The 22,635-nt window shown below is 35.9% G+C and carries 17 protein-coding genes; 10 read left to right on the top strand and 7 right to left on the bottom strand.

Annotated features, from left to right (window positions below):
* Positions 1 to 59: 59 nt before the first annotated feature.
* Positions 60 to 452 (bottom strand): hypothetical protein, encoded by a 393-nt coding sequence (locus tag NSQ14_RS15740; protein ID WP_341288554.1) that lies wholly within the window; start codon positions 450 to 452, stop codon positions 60 to 62.
* A 790-nt stretch (positions 453 to 1,242) separates the two neighbouring features.
* On the opposite strand from NSQ14_RS15740, the gene NSQ14_RS15735 reads away from it, so the two are divergent.
* Complete coding sequence (locus NSQ14_RS15735) at positions 1,243 to 2,370, top strand: hypothetical protein (RefSeq protein ID WP_346216574.1); 1,128 nt, start codon at positions 1,243 to 1,245, stop codon at positions 2,368 to 2,370.
* 1 nt (position 2,371) lies between these two features.
* Positions 2,372 to 2,785, top strand: a complete 414-nt coding sequence (locus NSQ14_RS15730) for a hypothetical protein (RefSeq protein ID WP_346216573.1) — start codon at positions 2,372 to 2,374, stop codon at positions 2,783 to 2,785.
* Between the two features lie 89 nt (positions 2,786 to 2,874).
* On the opposite strand, the gene NSQ14_RS15725 is transcribed toward NSQ14_RS15730, so the two are convergent.
* Positions 2,875 to 4,107: an ISL3 family transposase gene (locus NSQ14_RS15725; protein ID WP_033827106.1), complete on the bottom strand. Its 1,233-nt coding sequence runs from the start codon at positions 4,105 to 4,107 to the stop codon at positions 2,875 to 2,877.
* Positions 4,108 to 4,210: 103 nt separating this feature from the next.
* Between NSQ14_RS15725 and NSQ14_RS15720 the strand changes: the two genes are divergently transcribed.
* A complete protein-coding gene (locus NSQ14_RS15720; RefSeq protein ID WP_346216572.1) occupies positions 4,211 to 5,656 on the top strand; it encodes an ATP-binding protein in 1,446 nt (481 codons plus the stop codon).
* Positions 5,657 to 5,661: 5 nt separating this feature from the next.
* Here NSQ14_RS15720 and NSQ14_RS15715 read toward each other — a convergent pair whose 3' ends face one another.
* Positions 5,662 to 7,116, bottom strand: a complete 1,455-nt coding sequence (locus NSQ14_RS15715; protein ID WP_041845943.1) for a transposase — start codon at positions 7,114 to 7,116, stop codon at positions 5,662 to 5,664.
* Positions 7,117 to 7,853: 737 nt separating this feature from the next.
* On the opposite strand from NSQ14_RS15715, the gene NSQ14_RS15710 reads away from it, so the two are divergent.
* From NSQ14_RS15710 to NSQ14_RS15695, 4 genes are all read left to right on the top strand, one after another.
* Entirely contained in the window at positions 7,854 to 8,933 is a 1,080-nt protein-coding gene (locus NSQ14_RS15710) for a hypothetical protein (protein WP_341288551.1), read from the top strand.
* Positions 8,934 to 9,411: 478 nt separating this feature from the next.
* The gene (locus NSQ14_RS15705; RefSeq protein ID WP_051989160.1) at positions 9,412 to 9,807 is read left to right on the top strand and encodes a DUF3221 domain-containing protein; all 396 of its coding nucleotides are present in this window, start codon (positions 9,412 to 9,414) and stop codon (positions 9,805 to 9,807) included.
* A gap of 331 nt (positions 9,808 to 10,138) precedes the next feature.
* The gene (locus NSQ14_RS15700) at positions 10,139 to 10,897 is read left to right on the top strand and encodes a trypsin-like serine peptidase (RefSeq protein WP_346216571.1); all 759 of its coding nucleotides are present in this window, start codon (positions 10,139 to 10,141) and stop codon (positions 10,895 to 10,897) included.
* 410 nt (positions 10,898 to 11,307) lie between these two features.
* Positions 11,308 to 11,523, top strand: a complete 216-nt coding sequence (locus tag NSQ14_RS15695) for a hypothetical protein (RefSeq protein ID WP_041845071.1) — start codon at positions 11,308 to 11,310, stop codon at positions 11,521 to 11,523.
* 936 nt (positions 11,524 to 12,459) lie between these two features.
* Here the strand turns inward: NSQ14_RS15695 and NSQ14_RS15690 are convergent.
* On the bottom strand, positions 12,460 to 13,287 hold the full coding sequence (locus NSQ14_RS15690) for a formate/nitrite transporter family protein (RefSeq protein ID WP_034772504.1): 828 nt from the start codon (positions 13,285 to 13,287) through the stop codon (positions 12,460 to 12,462).
* A 614-nt stretch (positions 13,288 to 13,901) separates the two neighbouring features.
* On the opposite strand from NSQ14_RS15690, the gene NSQ14_RS15685 reads away from it, so the two are divergent.
* The 3 genes from NSQ14_RS15685 (at position 13,902) to uvrA (ending at position 19,355) form a co-directional block, all read left to right on the top strand.
* Entirely contained in the window at positions 13,902 to 14,141 is a 240-nt protein-coding gene (locus NSQ14_RS15685; protein ID WP_034772501.1) for a CsbA family protein, read from the top strand.
* Positions 14,142 to 14,483: 342 nt separating this feature from the next.
* A complete protein-coding gene (gene uvrB / locus NSQ14_RS15680; RefSeq protein WP_041845070.1) occupies positions 14,484 to 16,472 on the top strand; it encodes an excinuclease ABC subunit UvrB in 1,989 nt (662 codons plus the stop codon).
* Positions 16,473 to 16,478: 6 nt separating this feature from the next.
* The gene (gene uvrA / locus NSQ14_RS15675; RefSeq protein WP_041847587.1) at positions 16,479 to 19,355 is read left to right on the top strand and encodes an excinuclease ABC subunit UvrA; all 2,877 of its coding nucleotides are present in this window, start codon (positions 16,479 to 16,481) and stop codon (positions 19,353 to 19,355) included.
* 276 nt (positions 19,356 to 19,631) lie between these two features.
* Here the strand turns inward: uvrA and NSQ14_RS15670 are convergent, their stop codons facing one another.
* Genes NSQ14_RS15670 through NSQ14_RS15660 form a run of 3 tightly spaced genes read right to left on the bottom strand, consistent with a single transcriptional unit; the run spans position 19,632 to position 22,626 of the window.
* Positions 19,632 to 20,825 (bottom strand): ABC transporter permease, encoded by a 1,194-nt coding sequence (locus NSQ14_RS15670; protein ID WP_346216570.1) that lies wholly within the window; start codon positions 20,823 to 20,825, stop codon positions 19,632 to 19,634.
* On the bottom strand, positions 20,822 to 21,520 hold the full coding sequence (locus NSQ14_RS15665) for an ABC transporter ATP-binding protein (RefSeq protein WP_326974071.1): 699 nt from the start codon (positions 21,518 to 21,520) through the stop codon (positions 20,822 to 20,824). The genes NSQ14_RS15670 and NSQ14_RS15665 overlap by 4 nt, the downstream gene beginning before the upstream one ends.
* Positions 21,517 to 22,626 (bottom strand): efflux RND transporter periplasmic adaptor subunit, encoded by a 1,110-nt coding sequence (locus tag NSQ14_RS15660; RefSeq protein ID WP_043988516.1) that lies wholly within the window; start codon positions 22,624 to 22,626, stop codon positions 21,517 to 21,519. Before NSQ14_RS15660 ends, NSQ14_RS15665 begins: the two co-directional genes overlap by 4 nt.
* Positions 22,627 to 22,635: the final 9 nt, after the last annotated feature.

Genomic DNA, 22,635 nt, shown 5'->3' with positions numbered 1-22,635 from the left:
TTAAAAAATTACTTATTTCTATTCCCTATGAAATCCTTAAAAGAGTTGACTCTGACTTTTTACAATAACCATTTATCAGGAGAAAGCAAATCTTTTTGAAATTTATCAGGAATAATAGAATTTATATCTTCAAAAGTAAAATCATTAATGCTAATCATTCTTTCCAATATAATTCGAAGTTCATTTTTACGGTAATCTGTCAAAATGGAATTAAATACTGTTTCGACATCAATAGCTCCGTATTGTTTAAAATAATCGGTAATTAATTTAAAATAATCATCATCTATTGTGGGATATAATGCTTTTATCGTTTCTGGTTGATGTCCGCGACTTAGCAGATTATGAATGACTCTCCAACTTTCTTGAACCTCTACGATTGTTGCTAATTTCCAGTGTAGATGTTCGGGTAAAGGTATTTTATTTTGTAAAAGTTTTCTTTCTGACGCTTCCAAATCGTTCGCCCCTTTTTGCAAAGATATCTATTGCCAGTCTCAGAATTCTTCACTTACTTAAAGTGTACCTACAGTGATTTGGTGATAGAAAGCAATCTGTATTTGATACTTGCTAGGATGTTCGGCTAAGCTTTTTTCTAGTTGATGGATTCAATATTGTATTAATCCTTTTTGGTTATTCTAGCCCTTTTATAAACTGTCCGTTAATTTATGGAATCATTCAATTTTTCATAGCAAGTCATTAAGTTGTTATAAGCTGTCAATTCTCTTCTATGTCTAAAAACAAACACACATGTTATCTCAGTTAAATAACATCATGATACTGTGTATTTCACTTAGTATTACTACTAAATTTACTTTGAACCAATCGGTTAATCATCAAACATTACATCTTGTTATTTCGTATTTTTAAGAGGAAAGTTAAAATATCCTGAAATTAAAAAGAAGAAATGCGCTAGAGGCATTTCTTCCATGTCAGAACTACAAGTCGCACTAACAGAATGTATTTTGTCAAAATTCTGTTGAATTTATTATCCTAAATCGAAATTTGTTGGAAATTGGATACAATTAACAAATGTTGTAGAATAAAAAATATAAGAACTAATGAAATCTGCCTTGTAAAGTATAATATTTACCTATTAATCATTACAATCTATTTATTGAAATTAAATATAGCTTTTGACTTTGATATAGATTACTTATTAATAAAGCTAAGTTTACTATATAACCAATTATTAGAGAAAAATAAGTATTTATAAAGTTTAATTTTACATTTAAGAGGGTGATAGTATTGAATTTTGATGAAATTGTGGAAGAACTACAAACACTGTTAACTGAAAAAAATATAAACTTTTTAATTGGATCAGGAGCGTCTGTACCCTTTTTTCCAACACTTGGAAACATAGAAAAAATTTTAACCGAAAGGGAGTATTCTGAATCTGTCCGACAGCTAATATATTTACATTATTTTAACGAAATACTTAGTAAAAACTTAGATCTAATAGATGAGGTAATAGAGTGTGAATACAATGTTACCAATAATTATAGAAGGTTCATTAGAGGTCTTGTTAATATAATGAACTATCGAAATTCAAGAATATCCGCAAAACGTGCAAATATTTTTACTACCAACTATGATATATTTTTTGAAAGAGCTATTGATTTTGAGCAAAGAAATAACTCTTCGATAGTTCTCAATGATGGGGGGAACGGATATTTTTTAAGAACTTTGAGTTCAGAAAATTACCATAAGACAGTATCCCGAAATGGAGTCTTCGATAATTATCAAAAGGAATTGCCGACAATCAATTTAATAAAGTGTCATGGTTCAGTGAATTGGAATAAGTCTTTAATTGAAAATCAAGAATTAATAGAAATCCAGAATAGCTTCAAATTATTACGCTCCGTTCAAGAATATGCAAAAAAAATTGAATTAATTGATGAAGACAAGGATGTTATTCGACAATATTTATCAGATGAATTATCTGAGGAAATTGAATTGAAGATACAAGAAATTGCTGAATCAAATTATTTCGACCTAGAAAATTTTTTTAATGAATATAAAAAGTTGATGATTATTAATCCTGAAAAAAGTAAATTTAAAAACACTGTAATGGATGAATATTATTATAGTATGTTAAGACTATTGAGTTATGAATTAGAAAAAGATCAAACTATTTTAATAGTTTTTGGATTTTCATTTGCAGATGAACACATTAGGAATTTAATTAAACGCTCTATACATAATCCTAATTTACGAGTATATATCTTCGCATACAAAAATGGACAAGGTAAAGAATTTATGAACTTATTGAATTGTGGAAATCAAAAAAATATTATTACTTTGGAACCGAAAGAAAATATGCCTCCTATAGATTTTTATCAATTTAATAGGATTTTATTTGAGGATGTGGATTGAGTTGACTAACCCGCTAAAAATAGGAAGTGTTTTTGAAGTAAGGGGAACTAGAGTTAAAGTACTTGTTGATAAAGAAATGAACCATTCAACTTTTATATATCTGGGAGAAATTATTAATAACATAACAGTAAATGGATACGTAATTATTAAGAAGGGTTTCATAGATTTAGTTGGGAAAATTGATGCAGAGTATATTGATGATTTGTTAAATACCGATTTAAATCAAGAACAAGATTATCGCTATAATAAAGGAACTATTTTACGGATTTTAGAGGTACAAATATTAGGATATTTTGAGAATAAGACGTTTAAAAACGGTGTAAAACAGGCTCTTCGCTGTTTAATGTTGAAAAAACAGGTTACCAGTGCCCATAGGATTCTATCATTTCCTTGTTTGCCACCGGTATTATCTTAGATGTAGGATAGGTTGTCAAGGAAAGCACTTGACAGCCTATCCTACATCTAAGTGCTGGTCGCTAAGCAAACAAGAAAGGATAAAACAAGTCATGATATACCAATAAGATCAAGTTTATTAACCGTTGCATAGGCCATGGCAATAAAATTATCGGCTGTTCGGTATCCACGAGCCTTTCTTTTGGTAGCCTGAACTAAACTGTTTATTCCTTCAAGAAGGCCATTGGTCATCTTTGTAACAAACCATCTTAAGATTCCGCCTTTATGTTGTTTTAGTGTTTTTGCAACTTTAATCATTGGTTCTAGTCGGGATCGAATAGCCCAGCTATGCCATTCATCAAAATACAATTCAGAAAGGATTGGGTGTTTAGTCCACATTTTCTGAAGCGATAGTTTCATGCGGTAGGCACGGCCTGTTGCCAAATCCAAATCCTTTAATTTAGCCAATTTACTTCCTTGTTTTTCTGTTAGGTTTTCGGGGTTCTTCAGCCAAGCGTATCGTGAATTTTTAAGTTCTGGCTGTGTAGCTTGTTCTTGTTTTCGTACCTGATCTAATGCTTCATTTACCATTTTCATGACATGAAATTTATCAAACGTAATCGTTGCATTCGGAAATTTCTCTTCAATACCCGAAATAAAGGCTGGTGACATATCGCAACAAAATTCTTTAATCTGGGAATGTAAAACCCCTTTACTGTCTAGAAACTGGCTAAACACCTGCAGTACATCTGCACCTTTACCAGTAGTAGCGAAAATTAAGCGTTTGGTATCCATATCAATAAAAAATGTCACATATTTATGGCCTTTTGCTCGTGATGTTTCATCCATCGCTATACGAGTGACATTAGATACATCTATGTTTTCCATGGCTTTGTTGACATAATATTTAAATACTCGCCAAAGGCGCGTATCATGTTCGCCTACTTCACGAGCTACGGCAGCGACAGGCATTTCAACCATTAGCGACAACACATGGTGCTCAAATAATAATGAAAATCCAGCTCCTGGACGTGCCCAATCAATGACAACCGTACGTATTTTACCACATGACTCACATTTTACTCGTGGCATTCTGGCATGGAGAATGGTCTTATATTGCCAAAAATTTAGATGTCTCCAAGTCCGGTCTTGATCTTGTATATCATGAACTTTACATCCCGTTTTACCGCAATTAGGACAAGAAAATTCCGCTCCTGATTGATATTCAATATAAATGTGTAAGGTATTTTCTTCTTTAGCTAATTCATTATGGAAAACATACCAAGGTTTAGGTATTTCTAACGCATCTTGGAATACATTATACTCTTCTTCAAAGTTTTTCATAAGACTATCACCCCAGGTAATTTAGTAGTATTACCCAGTATAGACAGCTTTGGGAAGCTTTAAACTAAACATTAAATAGCGAGGAAGCGTAAAACATTTACCTATGATTGGAAATCTAGTTTATATACCGGGAAAACATGAGGTTATAAGTATATATTCAGGAATACAAACAGATTATTCTGATATAGACAATAAAATGCAAACAATTTCCATAGGTAATTCAATTTATGAGGACATACCGGTTAGATTTGCAATAAATTCCTTTTTCGCTTCGCATATAGGTATATTTGGAAATACCGGAAGTGGGAAATCAAATACTCTAGCAAAGTTGTATTTTGAACTTTTTAAAACTGTTGACACTAAAAATATTATAAATAAAAGTTCTTTTTATCTTATTGATTTTAATGGTGAATATTCTCATTCAGGTGTATTTGGATTAAATGATGATGAAATTAAAATAATCAATTTTAATACCAGCGAAAACAACAATAGTGGAAATGCTAATAAACTAAAAATATCGAAGCAATATTTTTACAATGAAGAATTATTATCAATATTATTTAGTGCTAGGGAACAGACTCAAAAACCATTTATTAAAAGGCTTTTGAAACGATTGAAATATGCGGAAGAAAAGGGATGGGGATTACATAATTGGTTACCAAACTTATTTGCAAAGTCACTATTGCATTCGTCAAGAGAGGTCTTTGAATATATTAAAGAAATTATTGAATATATGTCATTTAACGTACAAAGTGAGGAACATGAGGAATTCTTTGAAAAAATAAGGTCAATTCAGTGGCATACAAGAGAGCATTACTTTTTTATAAATAATTTATTTTTTAATACCATTGAAGATATAAAAAGCACTTATAGCGCTGAGACTGGCTACGATTATTTATATCAATGGTGTTTTGAAATAGAGAATAGTGATATTGGTTGGTGTGATAAGTTCATTCTAAATACCAAATTACAATTAGCTAGCGATATGCTGAACCGTTATGCACAATTTGAACACATCAATCCTTTGATTTACAGAATTGAGGCAAAGGTTAGGGAATTAGATACAATTATAGAAATTAATGATAATGACAATGAAGAACCTCCGCTTATGACTATTTATTCTTTTAGAGAATGTAGTACGGATATAAAAAAGGTTATGCCGTTATTAATTGCCAAAATGCTTTTTGATAATCATAAGAGTCAAACAGAACAAGAGAACATTAAAAATACTGTACATTTAATAATTGATGAAGCTCATAATATTTTATCTAGTGATTCAAAAAGGGAAGGTAATAGTTGGAAGAATTATAGATTAGATTTATTTGAGAGCCTCTGCCAAAATAAAAAATATACCCTTGAGCGAGGCTCTGGAAAATTAATTATCTCGTTTTTTGCCTTTTCTTCCAGATTTTTAAATTTAATAAAAATAAAATGGCTATTTTTCTCCAAAAAAGGGCATACGTATCCTGCCTTCACAAAATGGGTTTTTTTCACTGCCCTTTGTGGAAAGGAGACGCTGCATTTGACTTATTCACATATCCACCTGTGAATAACTTAATTCAGTCGATGGCGTGTCCATCCACAATTGGCCTTTCCTGTCTGATGATACGCCATATTTGCCATGATATGCATAGATATCATGCAACGATCCACATGCGCTTCAACTGCCTGTTTTCCACGCTTGTGAACACGACGGAGACTATATCCGTCTTTTAGAATGCCAAAGATTCGTTCGATGATCGTTCTGGCACTATATAACACTTTAAATTTCCGCCCATGTTGGGGCAACTCGACGTCTACTTGAGGCGCTTGATCAAAGTCCAGCCGAAATACTCTTCCTTGTGCTGCCCCATTACAACATTCCACGTGATTCGACAGCGGGCAGGTGAGTCCTTCTTGCCTAGCATTTGGATGAAATACAGGACAAGTGTAAATATATTGCCCCTTTTCCCGATCAGATCCTCTAAGGTCCATTTTATGTTCACTGATACAGATGGGGGTGCCGTACCGATTGATTTTTTCAATTCCCCGGGCGGAAGTTGGTTTATCTTTACGGTTCCGTGGGTTGATGGGTGCCACCAATTTCGCCTGTAATACGTCCTTTGTCACTTTTTGATTTTCCGGCGTTTGGTAGATTCCATCTGCCAAGATAAAGTCCAACTGCTCAGCCATCTCGGGGTGCTCCGCCTTAAACGTCTCCAATGTCGTTTCTAATGTTTTCCCATCAGGTGTATTTCCTTTGAATACTTCCCGCGTCAAAGGCAAGCCGGATTTCACCCCGCATACCATTGATAATTTATGCGCAATATAGGAGACTGCATTGCTTTTACGCATCACCCCTGCGTTATCATCTGTAAGGATTCTGGGGCAATCGCAATCACCTTTGCAAGAACACGTCTTCCTTGTTTTATTCAACGTTGCTTCTGCCTCTATATGTGATGTATCCACGGCGACTGCTTTCTCAAAAGTTTCAACCACGCCTTCCCTTTTATTATATTCAACCACCAATAGCCGGGCTTTTTCCCAAAGATCATTTGTTGTCATGATTTGATCAAAGCGAGCAAAGGAACGGTAGCTCGGAATTTTCTCCGTAAATCCACACATGGCGGCAAATAGCGGGTTTGATTTCACTTGTAAATAGACACTTTCAACCATCACTTCAATATATTGTAAAGAGGCCAGTTCAAAAGCACGAAAAAAGGGCATGAAAGGATGCGGTTTTCTCCCGGCAGGAGAGGAATGAAATAAGGAAGACGTAGACTTATCTTCTTCCTCCGGTATTGAAAATAGTGCTGGTTGTATTTCATTAAAATGATCATGTGCTCTTTCCTTTTTTAGGTGCAAATATAAAAAGGTGTAGTAATCTCGTTCAACCGGTTTAAAAATCTCCCATGGAAAACACATGGCCGGAATGACAAAGGGTATATCGGCATAGTCTTGCCAATTGTGGGGAATCAAATTTTGTTGTATTGATAAATCTCTGGTTTGTGTTAGAATAGAAGTAGTCATGAAATCACTCCTTGGATACTGGATATTGGGTAGTACTTATATCTTACCAAAGGAGTGACTTTCATGGCACTTTTTTTTCAAAAATAATTATGTTTTTCCATTTTACAATATTTACCAGGGGAATGAGTAGCCTAATCTATTAAAACTCGTCTAAAACCGACTGAAATGGAAAAATTCAGATATTGATAATAAGCGAATTTATCCACTGAAATTAAAACTCACCATTTTTTCTTTTATACTTGTCATAATATTCGTGCAAATACCTTTTTCTATAGTGGAATAAATCCACGATCTTTAATTGTCTGACTGCCTACTGCTTCAGGAGATACAGCATTTTGGCAAAGGCTCTGAGGAGATAATTAAAGAGGGTAGGAAATTTGGATTTTACTTAACTATTTGTAGTCAAAGGCCTTTTGATATTTCACCCACAATTATTTCACAAATACATAATTATTTTATTCACAGACTTGTAAATGATAAAGATTTAGAAATGATTGATAATACAATCCCTACATTGGATAAAGTTTCGAGAGCAGCTATACCTACCCTTTCAAGCGGTTGTTGTATAGTATCGGGTACTGCTTTATCTATGCCCGTATTTATACAAGTAGATCAAATTCATAAAAAAACATATAGACCGAGTAGTGATAATGTTGATCTTTATAAATTTTGGAAACAATAAAGAATTTAGATAAACAATACTATTCAATAAGAGTTTGATTGGGAGTAAAAAAAATATGAAATATAAAGAAATAGAATCGAAAAGGGGAAAAATAGTTCTTTCAGAAGGAATTGAAAACTTTAAATCTATTTTTGAAGAAAAAGGGTTACATTTATATTTAACTTCTTATAGTTATAATATGCCTTTAGATTATTATGATATTCTGCTTGAAAACATAGAATTTATTAATGACATTAAGGTTATATTCAATATTTATGATTTCAACAGTAGCAGTGATTATAAAATCGACTCATTGATATATAGAGTATTAAATAAAAACCCTTATGTTCAGCTGTTTTACAATAAAAATAATCATTCAAAGATTATTAGTAATGGGAAAACTTTGTACATCGGTAGTGCAAATGTTACAAACTATACTAAAAATAATTTCGAGGCTGGTGTAATATTTACTGATAAAGATACAATAGAAAAAATAGAAAGAGAGGTATTTGATTACGCATATATATTATATGAACCAATATTTACTGATCCGATTGCTCCGATAATTGTTCCGTTTTACTTTATTGTAAGTGAAGTAAAAAAAGAGTTTGATTATATAGTCAGTCTATTAAAAGATGTGGAAACTGTTCGCTATATTAATGAAAATGATTTGCCAGATTATGATTTGGAAATAAAAGAATATATTTATCAATATAGCCAAATGTTTAAAATGGCTAAAGAAGATTTTTCGAAATTTATTGAGAATAAGTCAAAAGAATATTATGTAGTAAATAATTTGCTTGATGAAATAGAAAAATCTTTAGATGTTCTATTATCTGTTGAACCTATTGGTGTTTATACAAGGGATTTCCTTGATTTTATCGAAGATTATCGTAATGCCAATGAACAATATAAAGAACATTATTGGAGATTAAATACCTTTGAAAACGAGATTGTAATTAATAAAGAAAAGATCTACGTTAAGAGACTAGAAGCGATATTAAAAATGTTGTACAACCTGCGAGTGCAGTGGATTAAATTAAATAAGAGTAATAAGTACATAAGATATAAAAATAAAACCACAATACCAATTTTAGCATGGCTTGAATATCCTAAATTGGCCAAGCGATATTGGCAGTACTTTTTATGTGATTAATAAAAAATTTTAAGGTATGTTATGATATTGCTTAATTAAAAGGTAAACACTACTACATCAAATATATCTGCGATTACCATGCAACCCAGACTGTTGTCGCACTCTTCATGGGTGCGTGGATTGAAATTTTGGCCAAACGCTTGTCTATTTTGTCAATCTCGGTCGCACTCTTCATGGGTGCGTGGATTGAAATAATTACCACAGGGCTGCTTACGCTGTCGGCCCTGGTCGCACTCTTCATGGGTGCGTGGATTGAAATTACATAGTTTTTATTAAAAGCTATTACTCTGCTGCTGTCGCACTCTTCATGGGTGCGTGGATTGAAATCGTGACGGTCTACCTAAAGACGAAATGGAAATGACTGTCGAACCCTACATAAATTTCACACCAAAGGAACTATAAAATAACACAGGAGATGACAATGATTGTAGCGAAGATAGTAATATAATAAAATATGACTTTTCTGGTGGTGTGGATTGTGAAAAAAATTTTGACATCAAAGAAGGCTGTGTTTGGAGGCTTGTTGTTCTTGCTTATTGGTACATGGGTATTCAGCGAAATGAGCAATCGTTTTTCCATGAAGGGGCAAGAGCCAACTGATGAAGGCTATATTGTTTTTCACAATGGTACGAAATATTTCGTTAAAGGAGAAAATATTACAGCTTCTGACTTGGAAAATTTTTCTGATGAAGATGTTACGATGTTTTCAAAAAAGTTTGAGGAAATAGCGATATTACTGGATGATGGAATGAAACTTTTAGGGACAGGAATTAAAAGTGGTGATCAGGTCGCTATTTGGTATGAAGAAGTCCTTGAATCGTACCCGGCACAAATTAAATTAATGCAAATAAGGAAAATTGATAAAAACAAATAAATTTACACTTCTTTACTAATTGTAATTGTTTGTTTTATGAAAATTCGTTATAATATAATCATATTTTGAAAGGAGGTAATATTTTGAAAAAAGTGTTTTTCTAACAATCTTTTTGTTTACCTTTTTATTCGTTCCAATCAGTGCTTTGGCGGACAATACACTAGGAGACTTTCATTTTAATGCAAAAGAATCTTCACATCCCTTGGATAGAGTTAATTCAAAGGGAGAGGTAACAAAATATGAGGATTACAGCAATAAGAACTTAACGTTTATCAATGAAACAAAAAGTTTTCAAGGCTCAGGAGAGCTTAATCCTATTTTTGTTGGTGATTTGCTAAATAAAGGCTTTTTAGAGACTACACAACCTTTAGTAAAAGATGTGACCACAAATGAAGTCGCACCATTTGTTGTCATCGGTCCAGATGGAAGAACTAGAGTAGAAAATACAATAGTATTCCCATATAGTGCCATTACTTATATTTCCTTGGAGTGGGCAGATGGTAGCCGCGGATCTTGTACAGGGACATTAATTGGTATCGATAGAGTTTTAACAAATGGGCATTGTGTTGTGAATCCTACTACGCAAAGAGGGATAGTGAGTGCCACAGTTTATCCGGGTGTAAGTGGTAGTACCGCTTTATTTGGAGCATATAATGCGATCGATTATTATGTTACTTCCCATTGGATCAATACTGGAGCAATATCTCAAGATTATGCAGTTCTTGTACTAAGTCCATCGAATGGCCGCCATGCAGGAGAACGTGCTGGATATGCAGGAATTAGGCAGGTAACGAATATTCTTAATCAGAACATCGGGATCTATGGTTATCCAGGTGATTTGATCAGAAGAGATGGAGCCATAAATCAATATGGGATGAGTGGAAATGTTGCAAGTGAGGATAGTCAAGTAGCTTATTATACAATTGATACAGCACCAAGACAGTCGGGCTCTGCTATGTTAAATACAAGCAATCAAGTCATTGGTGTACATAGCAGCGGTTTTTCTGATCGAAATGGTAATCCGGTGAGAAATGGCGGTCCAAAGATGAGCAGCTTTATGTTTGAGTTCGTTTCAAATGCGTTGAATTAATAATGGATAAAATACTGCACCTTTAAATGTTAGGGAGCACCAACATTTGGAGGTGCAGTTTTGCGTTCGCAAAATACTCAATAAAATGAGTGGGAGTCTGAGAAATGAACTGTTCATAAGTAATCAGTTATTTTGTGCAAAACCAAACTTTTACACGAAATGTGCCGAAAATCTTTTTTATCAACAAATCGGTATAACAAAGTTAATTTTTTGTTTAAGATATAGGATACAGATACTGAGGCAAGAATCCCGAGATAAAAACGAACTTTAAACAATTTTTCATAGCGGAAACGAAAGATTAGGTGTTTTATGTCAAGGCTTGTAATATCTACTAAGGATGTATCATTCCCAAAAGTCCATTAGTCCTTTATACTAATTGGAGTAAAAGATTTAATGGAGAGGAATTAATTATGACCGTTACGAATGAAGAAATGATTGTTGAGATAAAAAGTTTGGACGATAAAGGCGCGGGACGAGCTAGTGTTTGGCGTGAGAATGAGCACGGAAATCAGAAAAAGTTAAGGCTAACGATTCCGCAAGTACTCCCTGGAGAAAAAGTTCGTGTTATTGTTGACAAGCCAGAACGTCGAAGAAGAAGGGCGATTGCTGAAGAGCAAGATAGATAAGCTCAACAACAAGAAGAAGGAACTAAACCTCGAGCTCAACTACGTCGAGGACGTAGAAGAGTTATTGAAGTATATAAAGATGGCCAACTAGTAAATACAATCGATGGATTACTAGAGACTTTCAAATGGACAACAGAGAACAAAATTTGTAACGTTGGCTGGGTGAAGCATTCACTCAAAACTGGTAAAGAAACTGTTGCTGGTCGAAAATTCGAAGAAGGTGGATTTCTATTCAAGTACGTTGAATAATCAGCGTGCTTGTTTAGTGTCGCACTCTTCATGGGTGCATGGATTGAAATCAAAGCTAACAATCTTTTAAGCTCATAATAATCAAGTCGCACTCTTCATGGGTGCGTGGATTGAAAGTTAAGCAATGGAACTTCTGATAAACTAGTATGGTTTGCGGGAATTTGTGCTGAAACATTGAAAGGTATAATTAACTTTTCCATCTGGATTCGCATTAGGTGTTTTTGTCTTTTTTCTTCCTTAGACGCTCATCCAATAAAAAAATGTTAGCTCTTTATTTATGAGTCGCCTCAAACGATGAATTACCGCATTCTGATTGTCATCTAATTGAAAATGGTAGATCTATTCGCAAAACTAATCGACTTAAAAATAACTGTTTTTCAGCATTAGCATACATATTTGCTATTCGGTTGATAATCTAAACAAATGTCTAATAATTGAATGAATGTCAAAAAAATAGACACTCTTTGCAATTATGCTGAAATTTAAGAAATGAACACGGCCGTCCAAAATTACGCCACACCAACTCAAATACCGTAAAAAAATGTCGACTGTATACATTGGTATCATATTGGCAATGCGATAAAGGTAAAATAATTTTATATCCATAAAAACCACCCAAATGAACAAAAGCAATAGGGTGGTTTTTAAAGGGAAAAAATAAAAGGAAAATGATCACCAAACGAATCTTTATTTAGCAATAATTTTCTGCTTTTCATCTCCTGCATATATTGGCACTTCTTTTTTAATTCCTTGCCTATTTACATACCAATTTGTTGCTCCAACAAATAACCCACCACCAACAATGTTTCCAAGTGAAACAATGAGCAAATTAAAAGCCGCTCCTGTCAAGGTAATAGTATCCGGGTGAGGGACTGATAAAGAAATAGAAAATAACGCCATGTTGGCAATACTATGCTCATAACCGGAAACAAAGAAAGAAGTGACCGTCATCATGATCAACATAACCTTTGCTGCAAAATTGTCGGTTTGCAACGGGAGCCAAATGGCCAGACAAACAAGCCAGTTACATAGAATACCGCGAAAAAACATTTCCCCTGTCGTTAATCCAATCTTGCCTGTCACCGCACTAAATAAATAGTGGTCAGCTGGAATATCTTTAAATAAACCCGTCTGAACAAATAAAAAAGTAAAAAACAAGACGCCGATTAAATTTCCAAGATAGGTAACACCCCAAACATACAGGGTTTCTTTCAAGGAAGTCTTTTGATCCAGACTGCCCATTGTCATGTACATCGTATTCCCGGTAAACAGCTCACCGCCACCAATCACAATTAAAACTAACGCTAGTGAGAAGGTCATCCCGCCGATTAAGGATGTGGCCGGTGATCCGGTTGCCCTGAATGCGTCTCCAATTCGAAAGGCAAAAACAACCGCAAACGAAATATAAACTCCTGCAAGCATCGCCTTTGTCCAAAATTTCTTTGGGTCATTTTTCAGCATATCGGCTTTTTTTACAGATGTATCAATGGCTGTACTTAATGCACTTGTAGACATAGAAAAACTCCTAACTTTTTTAATGTATTGTGATCAAAATCACAAGCAACATTAATATACCGATTTTTCTATAGTCAAACAATCCTTTTATAAAAAGTTTCTAAGATTGGTCATAATTTTGTTGTTAATCGTAAATAATTAAACCTTCTTTCCAGGAGAATAAGGAAAAAGATTATCATGTCCATTTTATGCAAGTAACAAGAACGGAAAGTTATCCACAGAGGAACCCTTTATATCCACAACTAATCAAAAATTATCCACATAATAACTGCAGTTAAGCACAGAAAAATCACAACTTATCCACATAACTAACAAAATTGTTCACGGTAGTTGGAAAATGTACACAAGTCAGAAGTTAACTTTAGAAAAACTACTCGGAAGATGTGGAAAAGTTATCCACAAGCGTTTAAACATACGAATCCGGCAAAATATGATAAAATATAAATTGTATTTTATAAAGCAAAAGCAGGGACTGGGAGTGGTTCCGACGAAAATATAAAAGCCGATCATTATGCAGTTGGTACTCATAAGATTGGAAAAATTGGAATAAAGGTACGTGGAATAAACTTCTTCGGACTGACTCCTAAACTGATTATATATTTTGGAGTGAGGGTATGCTTGGAAAATTAATTGCCGGATTAATCTTTCCGTGTTTGTTGGTCATCTTATTTTCACGAGTAACTTATAATCATATCGTCGGATTGCTGTTAACATTGGCTCTGATTTCTGTGTCCGCATATAAAGGTTATACTCATTCATGGCCGTTGATTATTATTGACGGTATTTCGTTGACGATAGGATTTTGGTATTCAAAACGCATGGTAAAAAATTTTAAAAGAAAAAAGGATGAATGAGGTATAAAATCGCTTATCACAATTTGTTAGGCGGTTTTTTTTTCATCGGGGAATGAGGATAAGTTCTTCATACCCTGTGGATAAACAGTGTAAAAATTGTGTATAACGTTAATATTGTGGTTAATTAAATTTACAGCTGGGACTGTATCATTTGAAGTTTTTCTTGAGGCGTCCTTAAATCCGCGGAATGGGCATCCTCGTTGGAAATTTATACATTCGCCTAACCTATAAAAATTAAACGAATATTCGTTCGCAAAATAGTGGCTTTTCTGTTATGCTTTTGGTAAAATAGATTCTGTGAATGATGAATGTACGGACCCAAAAAATAATGGGGTGATTTAGATGGAAAAAACAAAGGATCAATTTCAGTTAGTGTCAAAATATCAACCTCAAGGGGATCAACCGCAAGCGATAAAAGAGCTGGTTGCGGGCTTAAAAAACGGCAAGAAACATCAAACATTGCTGGGGGCAACCGGTACAGGGAAAACTTTTACCATTTCTAATGTGATAAAAGAAGTGAATAAACCAACGTTAATTATTGCTCATAACAAGACATTGGCAGGGCAATTATACAGCGAATTCAAAGAGTTTTTCCCAAACAATGCCGTTGAATATTTTGTCAGTTACTATGATTATTACCAACCCGAAGCCTATGTACCACAGACCGATACGTATATCGAGAAGGATGCAAGTATTAATGATGAAATTGATAAGCTGCGACACTCAGCGACATCGGCATTATTTGAACGTCGCGATGTCATTATCATAGCCAGTGTATCCTGCATTTATGGGTTAGGTTCACCGGAAGAATATAAAGAACTTGTATTATCACTAAGGGTCGGCACGGAAATCGAGCGGAATGAACTGCTTCGGAAATTGGTTGATATCCAGTATACCCGAAATGATATTGACTTCCATCGGGGTACCTTCCGGGTTCGCGGTGATGTTGTGGAAATTTTTCCATCTTCACGAGATGAGCATTGTATCCGTGTTGAATTTTTTGGTGATGAAATTGATCGAATTCGGGAAGTCGATGCGTTGACGGGCGAGATTATCGGAGAACGGGAACATGTGGCGATTTATCCGGCTTCCCACTATGTTACACGGGAAGAAAAAATGCAAGTCGCCATTAAAAATATTGAACAAGAATTACAAGAACGGTTAAAGGAACTCCGGGATCAAGGGAAGCTTTTAGAAGCACAAAGATTGGAACAGCGGACAAATTATGATTTGGAAATGATGCGGGAAATGGGTTTTTGTTCAGGAATTGAAAACTATTCCCGTCATTTAACCTTAAGGGAAGCGGGCGCTACCCCATATACGTTGCTCGATTATTTTCCAGAGGATTTTTTAATCGTTGTTGATGAATCCCATGTAACGATTCCGCAAATCCGGGGTATGTATAACGGAGACCAAGCAAGAAAAAATGTACTTGTTGAACATGGCTTCCGCTTACCATCTGCCCTGGATAACCGACCGCTTATGTTTGAAGAATTTGAAAAACATATCAACCAAATTATTTACGTTTCAGCAACTCCGGGACCATATGAATTGGAACATTGTCCGACGGTGGTTGAACAAATTATTCGTCCGACCGGCTTACTGGATCCGATTATAGAGGTCCGTCCGATCAAAGGACAAATTGATGACCTTATCGGAGAAATTCAAGAACGAATTCGGAAAAATGAGCGGGTTCTTGTAACGACATTAACGAAAAAAATGTCCGAGGATTTAACCGATTATTTGAAAGAAATCGGGATTAAAGTTCAGTATTTACATTCTGAAGTAAAAACATTGGAGCGGATTGAGATTATTCGTGATTTGCGACTGGGCAAATATGATGTCATTGTCGGGATTAACTTGTTACGGGAAGGACTTGATATTCCGGAAGTGTCCCTTGTTGCCATTTTAGATGCAGATAAAGAAGGATTTTTACGGTCAGAACGTTCATTAATCCAAACGATTGGCCGGGCAGCGAGAAATGCAAACGGAAAAGTCATTATGTATGCGGACCAAATTACTCGTTCAATGGATTTCGCAATCAATGAAACAAAACGGCGGCGCCAAATCCAAGAAGAATATAATCGGAAACATGGCATTACCCCGAAAACGATTCAAAAAGAAATTCATGATGTTATTCGTGCAACCATTGCCGCTGAAGAACAGGAAGAATACAGTACGACTGATAAATATGGAAAGTTATCTAAGAAAGAACGGGAAAAATTAATTCAAAAATTAGAAGTGGAAATGAAAGAAGCAGCCAAAGCACTTGACTTTGAACGCGCTGCTGAATTGAGAGACTTGGTATTAGAGTTGAAAGCAGAAAGGTGACGATAAATGAAGGATCAAATTAAAGTAAGAGGTGCACGGACAAATAACTTAAAAAATATTGATGTCGATATTCCCCGTAATCAACTTGTAGTATTTACGGGGTTATCCGGTTCAGGAAAATCTTCGCTGGCTTTTGATACCATTTATGCAGAAGGTCAACGTCGGTATGTCGAGTCCCTTTCTGCTTACGCCAGGCAGTTTTTAGGACAAATGGACAAGCCGGATGTTGATTCTATTGAAGGATTATCTCCGGCTATTTCTATTGACCAAAAAACGACCAGTCGGAATCCCCGTTCAACTGTTGGAACAGTTACGGAAATATATGATTATTTGCGATTACTATATGCTCGTATTGGTCACCCGATTTGTCCGAACCATGGCATTGAAATCACCTCACAAACCGTTGAACAGATGGTCGATCGTATATTGGAATATCCGGAGCGGACCCGGATTCAAATCTTAGCTCCGGTAGTCTCCGGCAGAAAGGGGACGCACGCCAAAGTTCTTGAAGACATAAAGAAAGAAGGGTTTGTCCGCGTCCGTATTGACGGAGAAATGCTTGAATTGAACGATGATATTGAGCTGGAAAAAAATAAAAAGCATTCCATTGATGTTGTCATTGACCGGATTATTATAAAAGAAGGAGTCACAGCACGGCTGACCGACTCATTGGAAACAGCATTGAAACTAGGACAAGGACGCGTCATAATCGATGTCATAGGTCAAGAAGAATTACTTTTCAGTGAGTTACATGCTTGTCCGTATTGTGGTTTTTCCATCGGGGAATTGGAACCAAGGATGTTTTCGTTTAACAGTCCGTTTGGGGCTTGCCCGGATTGTGACGGGATTGGTTCGAAATTGGAAGTGGATCTCGACCTTGTCATTCCGGATAAAAACTTAACATTACGACAAGGGGCGATTGCACCTTGGGAACCGGTCAGTTCCCAGTATTATCCGCAATTATTAGAAGCGGTTTGTAATCATTACGGGATTGATATGGATGTACCGGTGAAAGATATTCCGCAACATTTAATGGATAAAATTTTATACGGTTCAGATGGGGAATTAATTCACTTCCATTATGAAAATGATTTTGGCATGATTCGGGATACGGATATCGAATTTGAAGGCGTTCTTCGCAATATTGAGCGCCGTTTTCGGGAATCCACTTCTGATTATACAAGAGAACAAATGGAAAAGTATATGGCGCAAAACCCTTGTCCGACATGTAAAGGATATCGCTTGAAAAAAGAAACATTGGCAGTGAAAATTAATGGACTTCATATTGCGGAAGTAACCGACTTTTCCATTCAAGAAGCTCTCCATTTTTTCGATACATTGGAATTAAGTGAAAAAGAACAAAACATTGCTCGCTTAATTTTGCGGGAAATTAAGGAACGGCTCGGTTTTCTTGTTAATGTTGGTTTGGATTATTTAACCTTGAGCAGGGCGGCCGGTACATTATCCGGTGGAGAAGCACAACGGATTCGTCTGGCAACTCAGATCGGTTCCCAATTAACGGGTGTCCTGTATATTTTGGATGAGCCGTCAATTGGTTTGCATCAACGCGATAATGATAAATTAATTGAAACGATGAAACGAATGCGTGATCTTGGAAATACGTTAATCGTTGTTGAACATGATGAAGATACGATGTTGGCGGCTGATTATCTTGTCGACGTTGGACCGGGAGCGGGTGTTCATGGAGGCACGGTTGTTTCAGCCGGAACACCGGAACAAGTGAAGGGTGATCCGCATTCATTAACAGGTCAATATTTAGCCGGCAAAAAATTTATTCCGTTGCCACAAGAACGGCGAAAAGGAAATGGACAATATTTGGAAGTTGTTGGCGGTAAAGAAAACAATTTAAAAAATATCCGTGTTAAATTTCCTCTCGGTACATTTATTGCGGTCACCGGTGTTTCCGGATCAGGTAAAAGTACATTAGTTAATGAAATTTTATATAAAAGCCTATCACAAAAATTAAATCGTGCCAAAGTGAAACCGGGGCAACATAAAGAAATCAAAGGAATAGAAAATCTGGAAAAAGTTATCGATATTGACCAGTCACCGATCGGACGTACTCCACGTTCCAATCCGGCTACTTATACAGGTGTTTTCGATGATATCCGTGATGTATTTGCAGCGACGAACGAGGCCAAAATTCGCGGCTATAAAAAAGGACGCTTTAGTTTTAATGTTAAAGGCGGTCGCTGTGAGGCATGTAAAGGGGACGGCATCATTAAAATTGAAATGCACTTTCTTCCGGATGTTTATGTACCATGCGAGGTTTGTCATGGAAAACGGTACAATCGTGAAACATTGGAAGTGAAATATAAAGGGAAAAATATTGCGGACGTGCTTGATATGACCGTAGAAGATGCATTGGAGTTTTTTGCCAATATCCCAAAAATTAAACGGAAAATCCAAACGATTTATGATGTTGGTCTCGGGTATATGAAACTTGGTCAACCGGCAACGACATTATCCGGTGGGGAAGCACAACGGGTTAAGCTTGCCTCCGAATTGCATCGGCGTTCCAATGGCCGCACTTTGTATATTTTGGACGAACCGACAACCGGTCTTCATGCTGATGATATTGCCCGTCTCCTCGATGTTTTACAACGTCTTGTTGAAAACGGCGATACGGTGGTCGTTATTGAACATAATCTCGATGTGATAAAAACAGCGGACTATATTATTGATCTGGGTCCGGAAGGCGGGGATCGCGGCGGTACGGTTATTGCGAAAGGAACGCCTGAACAAGTGGCCAAAACAGATGTGTCTTACACCGGTTATTATTTGAAACGTGTTATCGAGAGGGACCGAGAACGGATGAAAAACATGATTCGGGAAAAAGAAGAACTACCAATACAATCATAATTTCCGAATTAAAGCTAAACATTCATGTATAAAATATGTATTAACCAGAAAAAACTGTTTCACTAATAGATGAAAAGGCATGGTAACTCAAGTTTTGATTACCATGCCTTTTTGTGTAAAGGAATTAATTTCAAATAGTTTTATATTGAAAATGCATATGTTGCTTTTACAGAATTGATTTGTTCAAATAGTTTTATATAAGAGAGCTTTATAAATAAAATTTATTCTATGCTGCTTTGGCTGTCTTGACTTGCCATAATGCGCGATACTAATTGGTTATTCATATCTTAAAGCATCGATTGGGTCTAAATTCGATGCTTTATTAGCAGGTAAGATGCCGAATATGATACCGATAAACATCGAGAACAATAATCCGATTAAAACGACCGGCAATGAGACAATTATCGGAAACCCGATTATCGACGAAACCAAATAGGCAACACCAGCACCAAATAAAATCCCAATCGTCCCGCCGATTAACGTTAATGTCATTGCTTCGACTAAAAACTGAAATAAAATTTGACCTCTTGTCGCACCCAAAGCCATCCGGGTACCTATTTCACGGGTACGTTCGGTAATGGAAACAAGCATGATATTCATGACACCAATTCCACCGACTAATAAAGAAACTCCCGCAATACATCCAATAATCAGGGTCATAATGGATGTAATTTGGCCAATCCCTTCAGCAATTTCTTCCATGTTTGTCACTTGGTAGGCTTCCTCTGTTCCATGAATTTGATTTAATAATTGTGCTGCTTTCTTTCCTGCTTCTTGCAATTTCTCAGTATTTTCAGCTTGAATTGTGATGGAACTGATTTTGTTGTTACCGGTTATCGTTCGCCAAGTTTTCCAAGGAACATATACCTCATTGGAACTGAACGATGCCAACAAACCGGTTGGTTTTTCTAAAACACCGACAACTTCAAAAGGCTGTGATTGAACATAAATAATTTTTCCTAACGGCTCCTCTTTTTCAAATAACTCCTTGCTAAGACCTGAACTGATTACAGCCGCACGTCCGCCCCCTAAAAAATCTGATGGCAGTAAATTTCTTCCGCTCGATACGTTTAACTCGTTTACTTCAATGTACGTTTGGTTAATACCGGAAATAGATGACTCAATTGTATTTTCCCGGTAGCGAACATTGCCAAATTCATCACTGGATGTCACAATTTTTGAAATTTGCGGGATTGTTTCAATGGCACGGATATCGTCTTCCGTAAACGGTGACCAAAGAGCATCCGGATTTTCCTTCATTTCTTCTTCAGAGGGGGAGTAAGATAAAGAAACCGTATTTCCGGAACCAACAATTAGTGATTTGAGCTTTTCCGTTCCCCCTTGACCAAGTGCGACAATGAAAATGACGCTCGATACACCAATAATTATGCCAATCATTGTTAAAATTGAACGCATTTTATGAACAAAGATGGAGGAGAAAGCAATTTTAATATTTTCGACAATACTCATAGGATCTCTCCTCTATTTGCTTGATCAATATCTTGAACGATGTACCCGTCACGTAATAAGATTAACCGATTGGCATAGCTGGCCACTTCTTCTTCGTGCGTAACAACAATTACGGTAGTCCCATCTTCTTTATTTAACATAGTAAATAGCTCCATAATCTGTTCGCTTGTTTTTGTATCGAGGGCACCGGTCGGTTCATCAGCCAGGATCAGATCGGGTTTATTGACAATGGCTCTGGCAATTGCCACCCGTTGTTTTTGGCCACCTGACAGCTCATTGGGTAAGTGTAACATCCGATCCCCGAGTCCAACTTTCTCTAAAGCTTCTTTTGCTCGTTCTTCCCGCTCTTTCTTTTTAACTCCGGCATAAATCATCGGAAGTTCAACATTTTTCAACGCATTTAATCGCGGTAACAAATTAAATTGTTGAAAGACAAAGCCAATCGCCCGGTTGCGAATTTTTGCCAGTTCATGCTCTTTATACTGCAAAACCTCTTTCCCGTTTAAAAAATATGTACCCTCAGTCGGTCGATCGAGAAATCCAATAATATTCATTAAAGTGGATTTTCCGGAACCGGACGGGCCCATAATTGAGATAAATTCTCCTCTATTAATCTTTAAATCAATTCCGTTTAGAACAAGAACATCTTCATTCCCTAGTGAATAACTTTTTTTAATAGAAGCCAATTGGATCATTTTACAATCACTTCCATGCCATCTTGAATGTCATCGGACGGGTCTTTAATGACTTTATCTTTCTTGGTAACCCCATCTTTAATTTCAATGGATTCGAGTGAGGCGTTGCCAACTTTTACTTCTTTTCTTACAGCTTTTCCATTTTTAACAATGAAAACATAACTTTTTTCCCCGTCTTGTTTAACAGCAGTTAATGGGAGAGTTTTAGCCGTGTATTCATTGGCGGTGATTTCAATAATCATTTGAAACCCGGGCTTTAACTCAATATTTTGATCGGTTACTTCAATTTCGATCGTATATTGAACGCCGCTTTGTGCACCTGAATCTTGTAAACCGGTCGACTCTTCGGGTAAATATGAAATACTTTTCACTTTCCCTGACCATGTCTTATCAGGAACTGTGTCCGCAGTTAGTTTAACCGCTTGTCCTTCATTAATTTTCAGCGCATCATATTCTGAAACTGAGCCAACAACGATAAACTGACCAATTGAACCAATTTTCATAATCGGTTCGGGGATTTCCGAATTTGTTTTAAACTGGGCATCCTCATTTATCTCAATGATTTTACCGGCAATATCACTTACAACTTTCAAATCGGCTAACTGTTGGTTAATATTGTCTTTTTGTAATTGAGCTTGCTTTAATTCAAGTTTTGCTTGTTCCAACTGAAGATTTACTTGATCACGTTCTTTCTTTAATGTTTCATCATCTTTATTGTCTTTTAAAAGTTTATCTATTTCCTTTAGCTGTTTTTGTGTATCTTCAATTTGTAAATTGACCGACTGGATTTGCAACTCATTTTGTTTTTGTTCCATTAAAAGCTGGTCACTTTTATAGGTGAAAAGCGGGGTTCCTGCTTGAACATCGTCACCAACTTTTACTGAGATATCTGCAATCTTTCCTTTCGTTGCATCATAGTAAATCGACTGTTCGTTTGCCAGTTTTAATGTTCCTTGTGAGATAACATTTTCGGATAATTTTTCCTCCTTAACGGAAGCAACTTCAACTTCAATATTATTACCGGAAGCTTTTATTAGATTAAAAGAAAACAAGGTTACAATAATGGCGATAATTCCAATGGTTATCCATAGTTTTTTATTTTTCATCAATAAACA

Source organism: Caldifermentibacillus hisashii, from assembly GCF_039654145.1.
In the GTDB taxonomy this organism is placed as follows: domain Bacteria; phylum Bacillota; class Bacilli; order Bacillales; family Caldibacillaceae; genus Caldifermentibacillus; species Caldifermentibacillus hisashii.
This window is presented reverse-complemented; position numbering and strand designations above follow the sequence as displayed.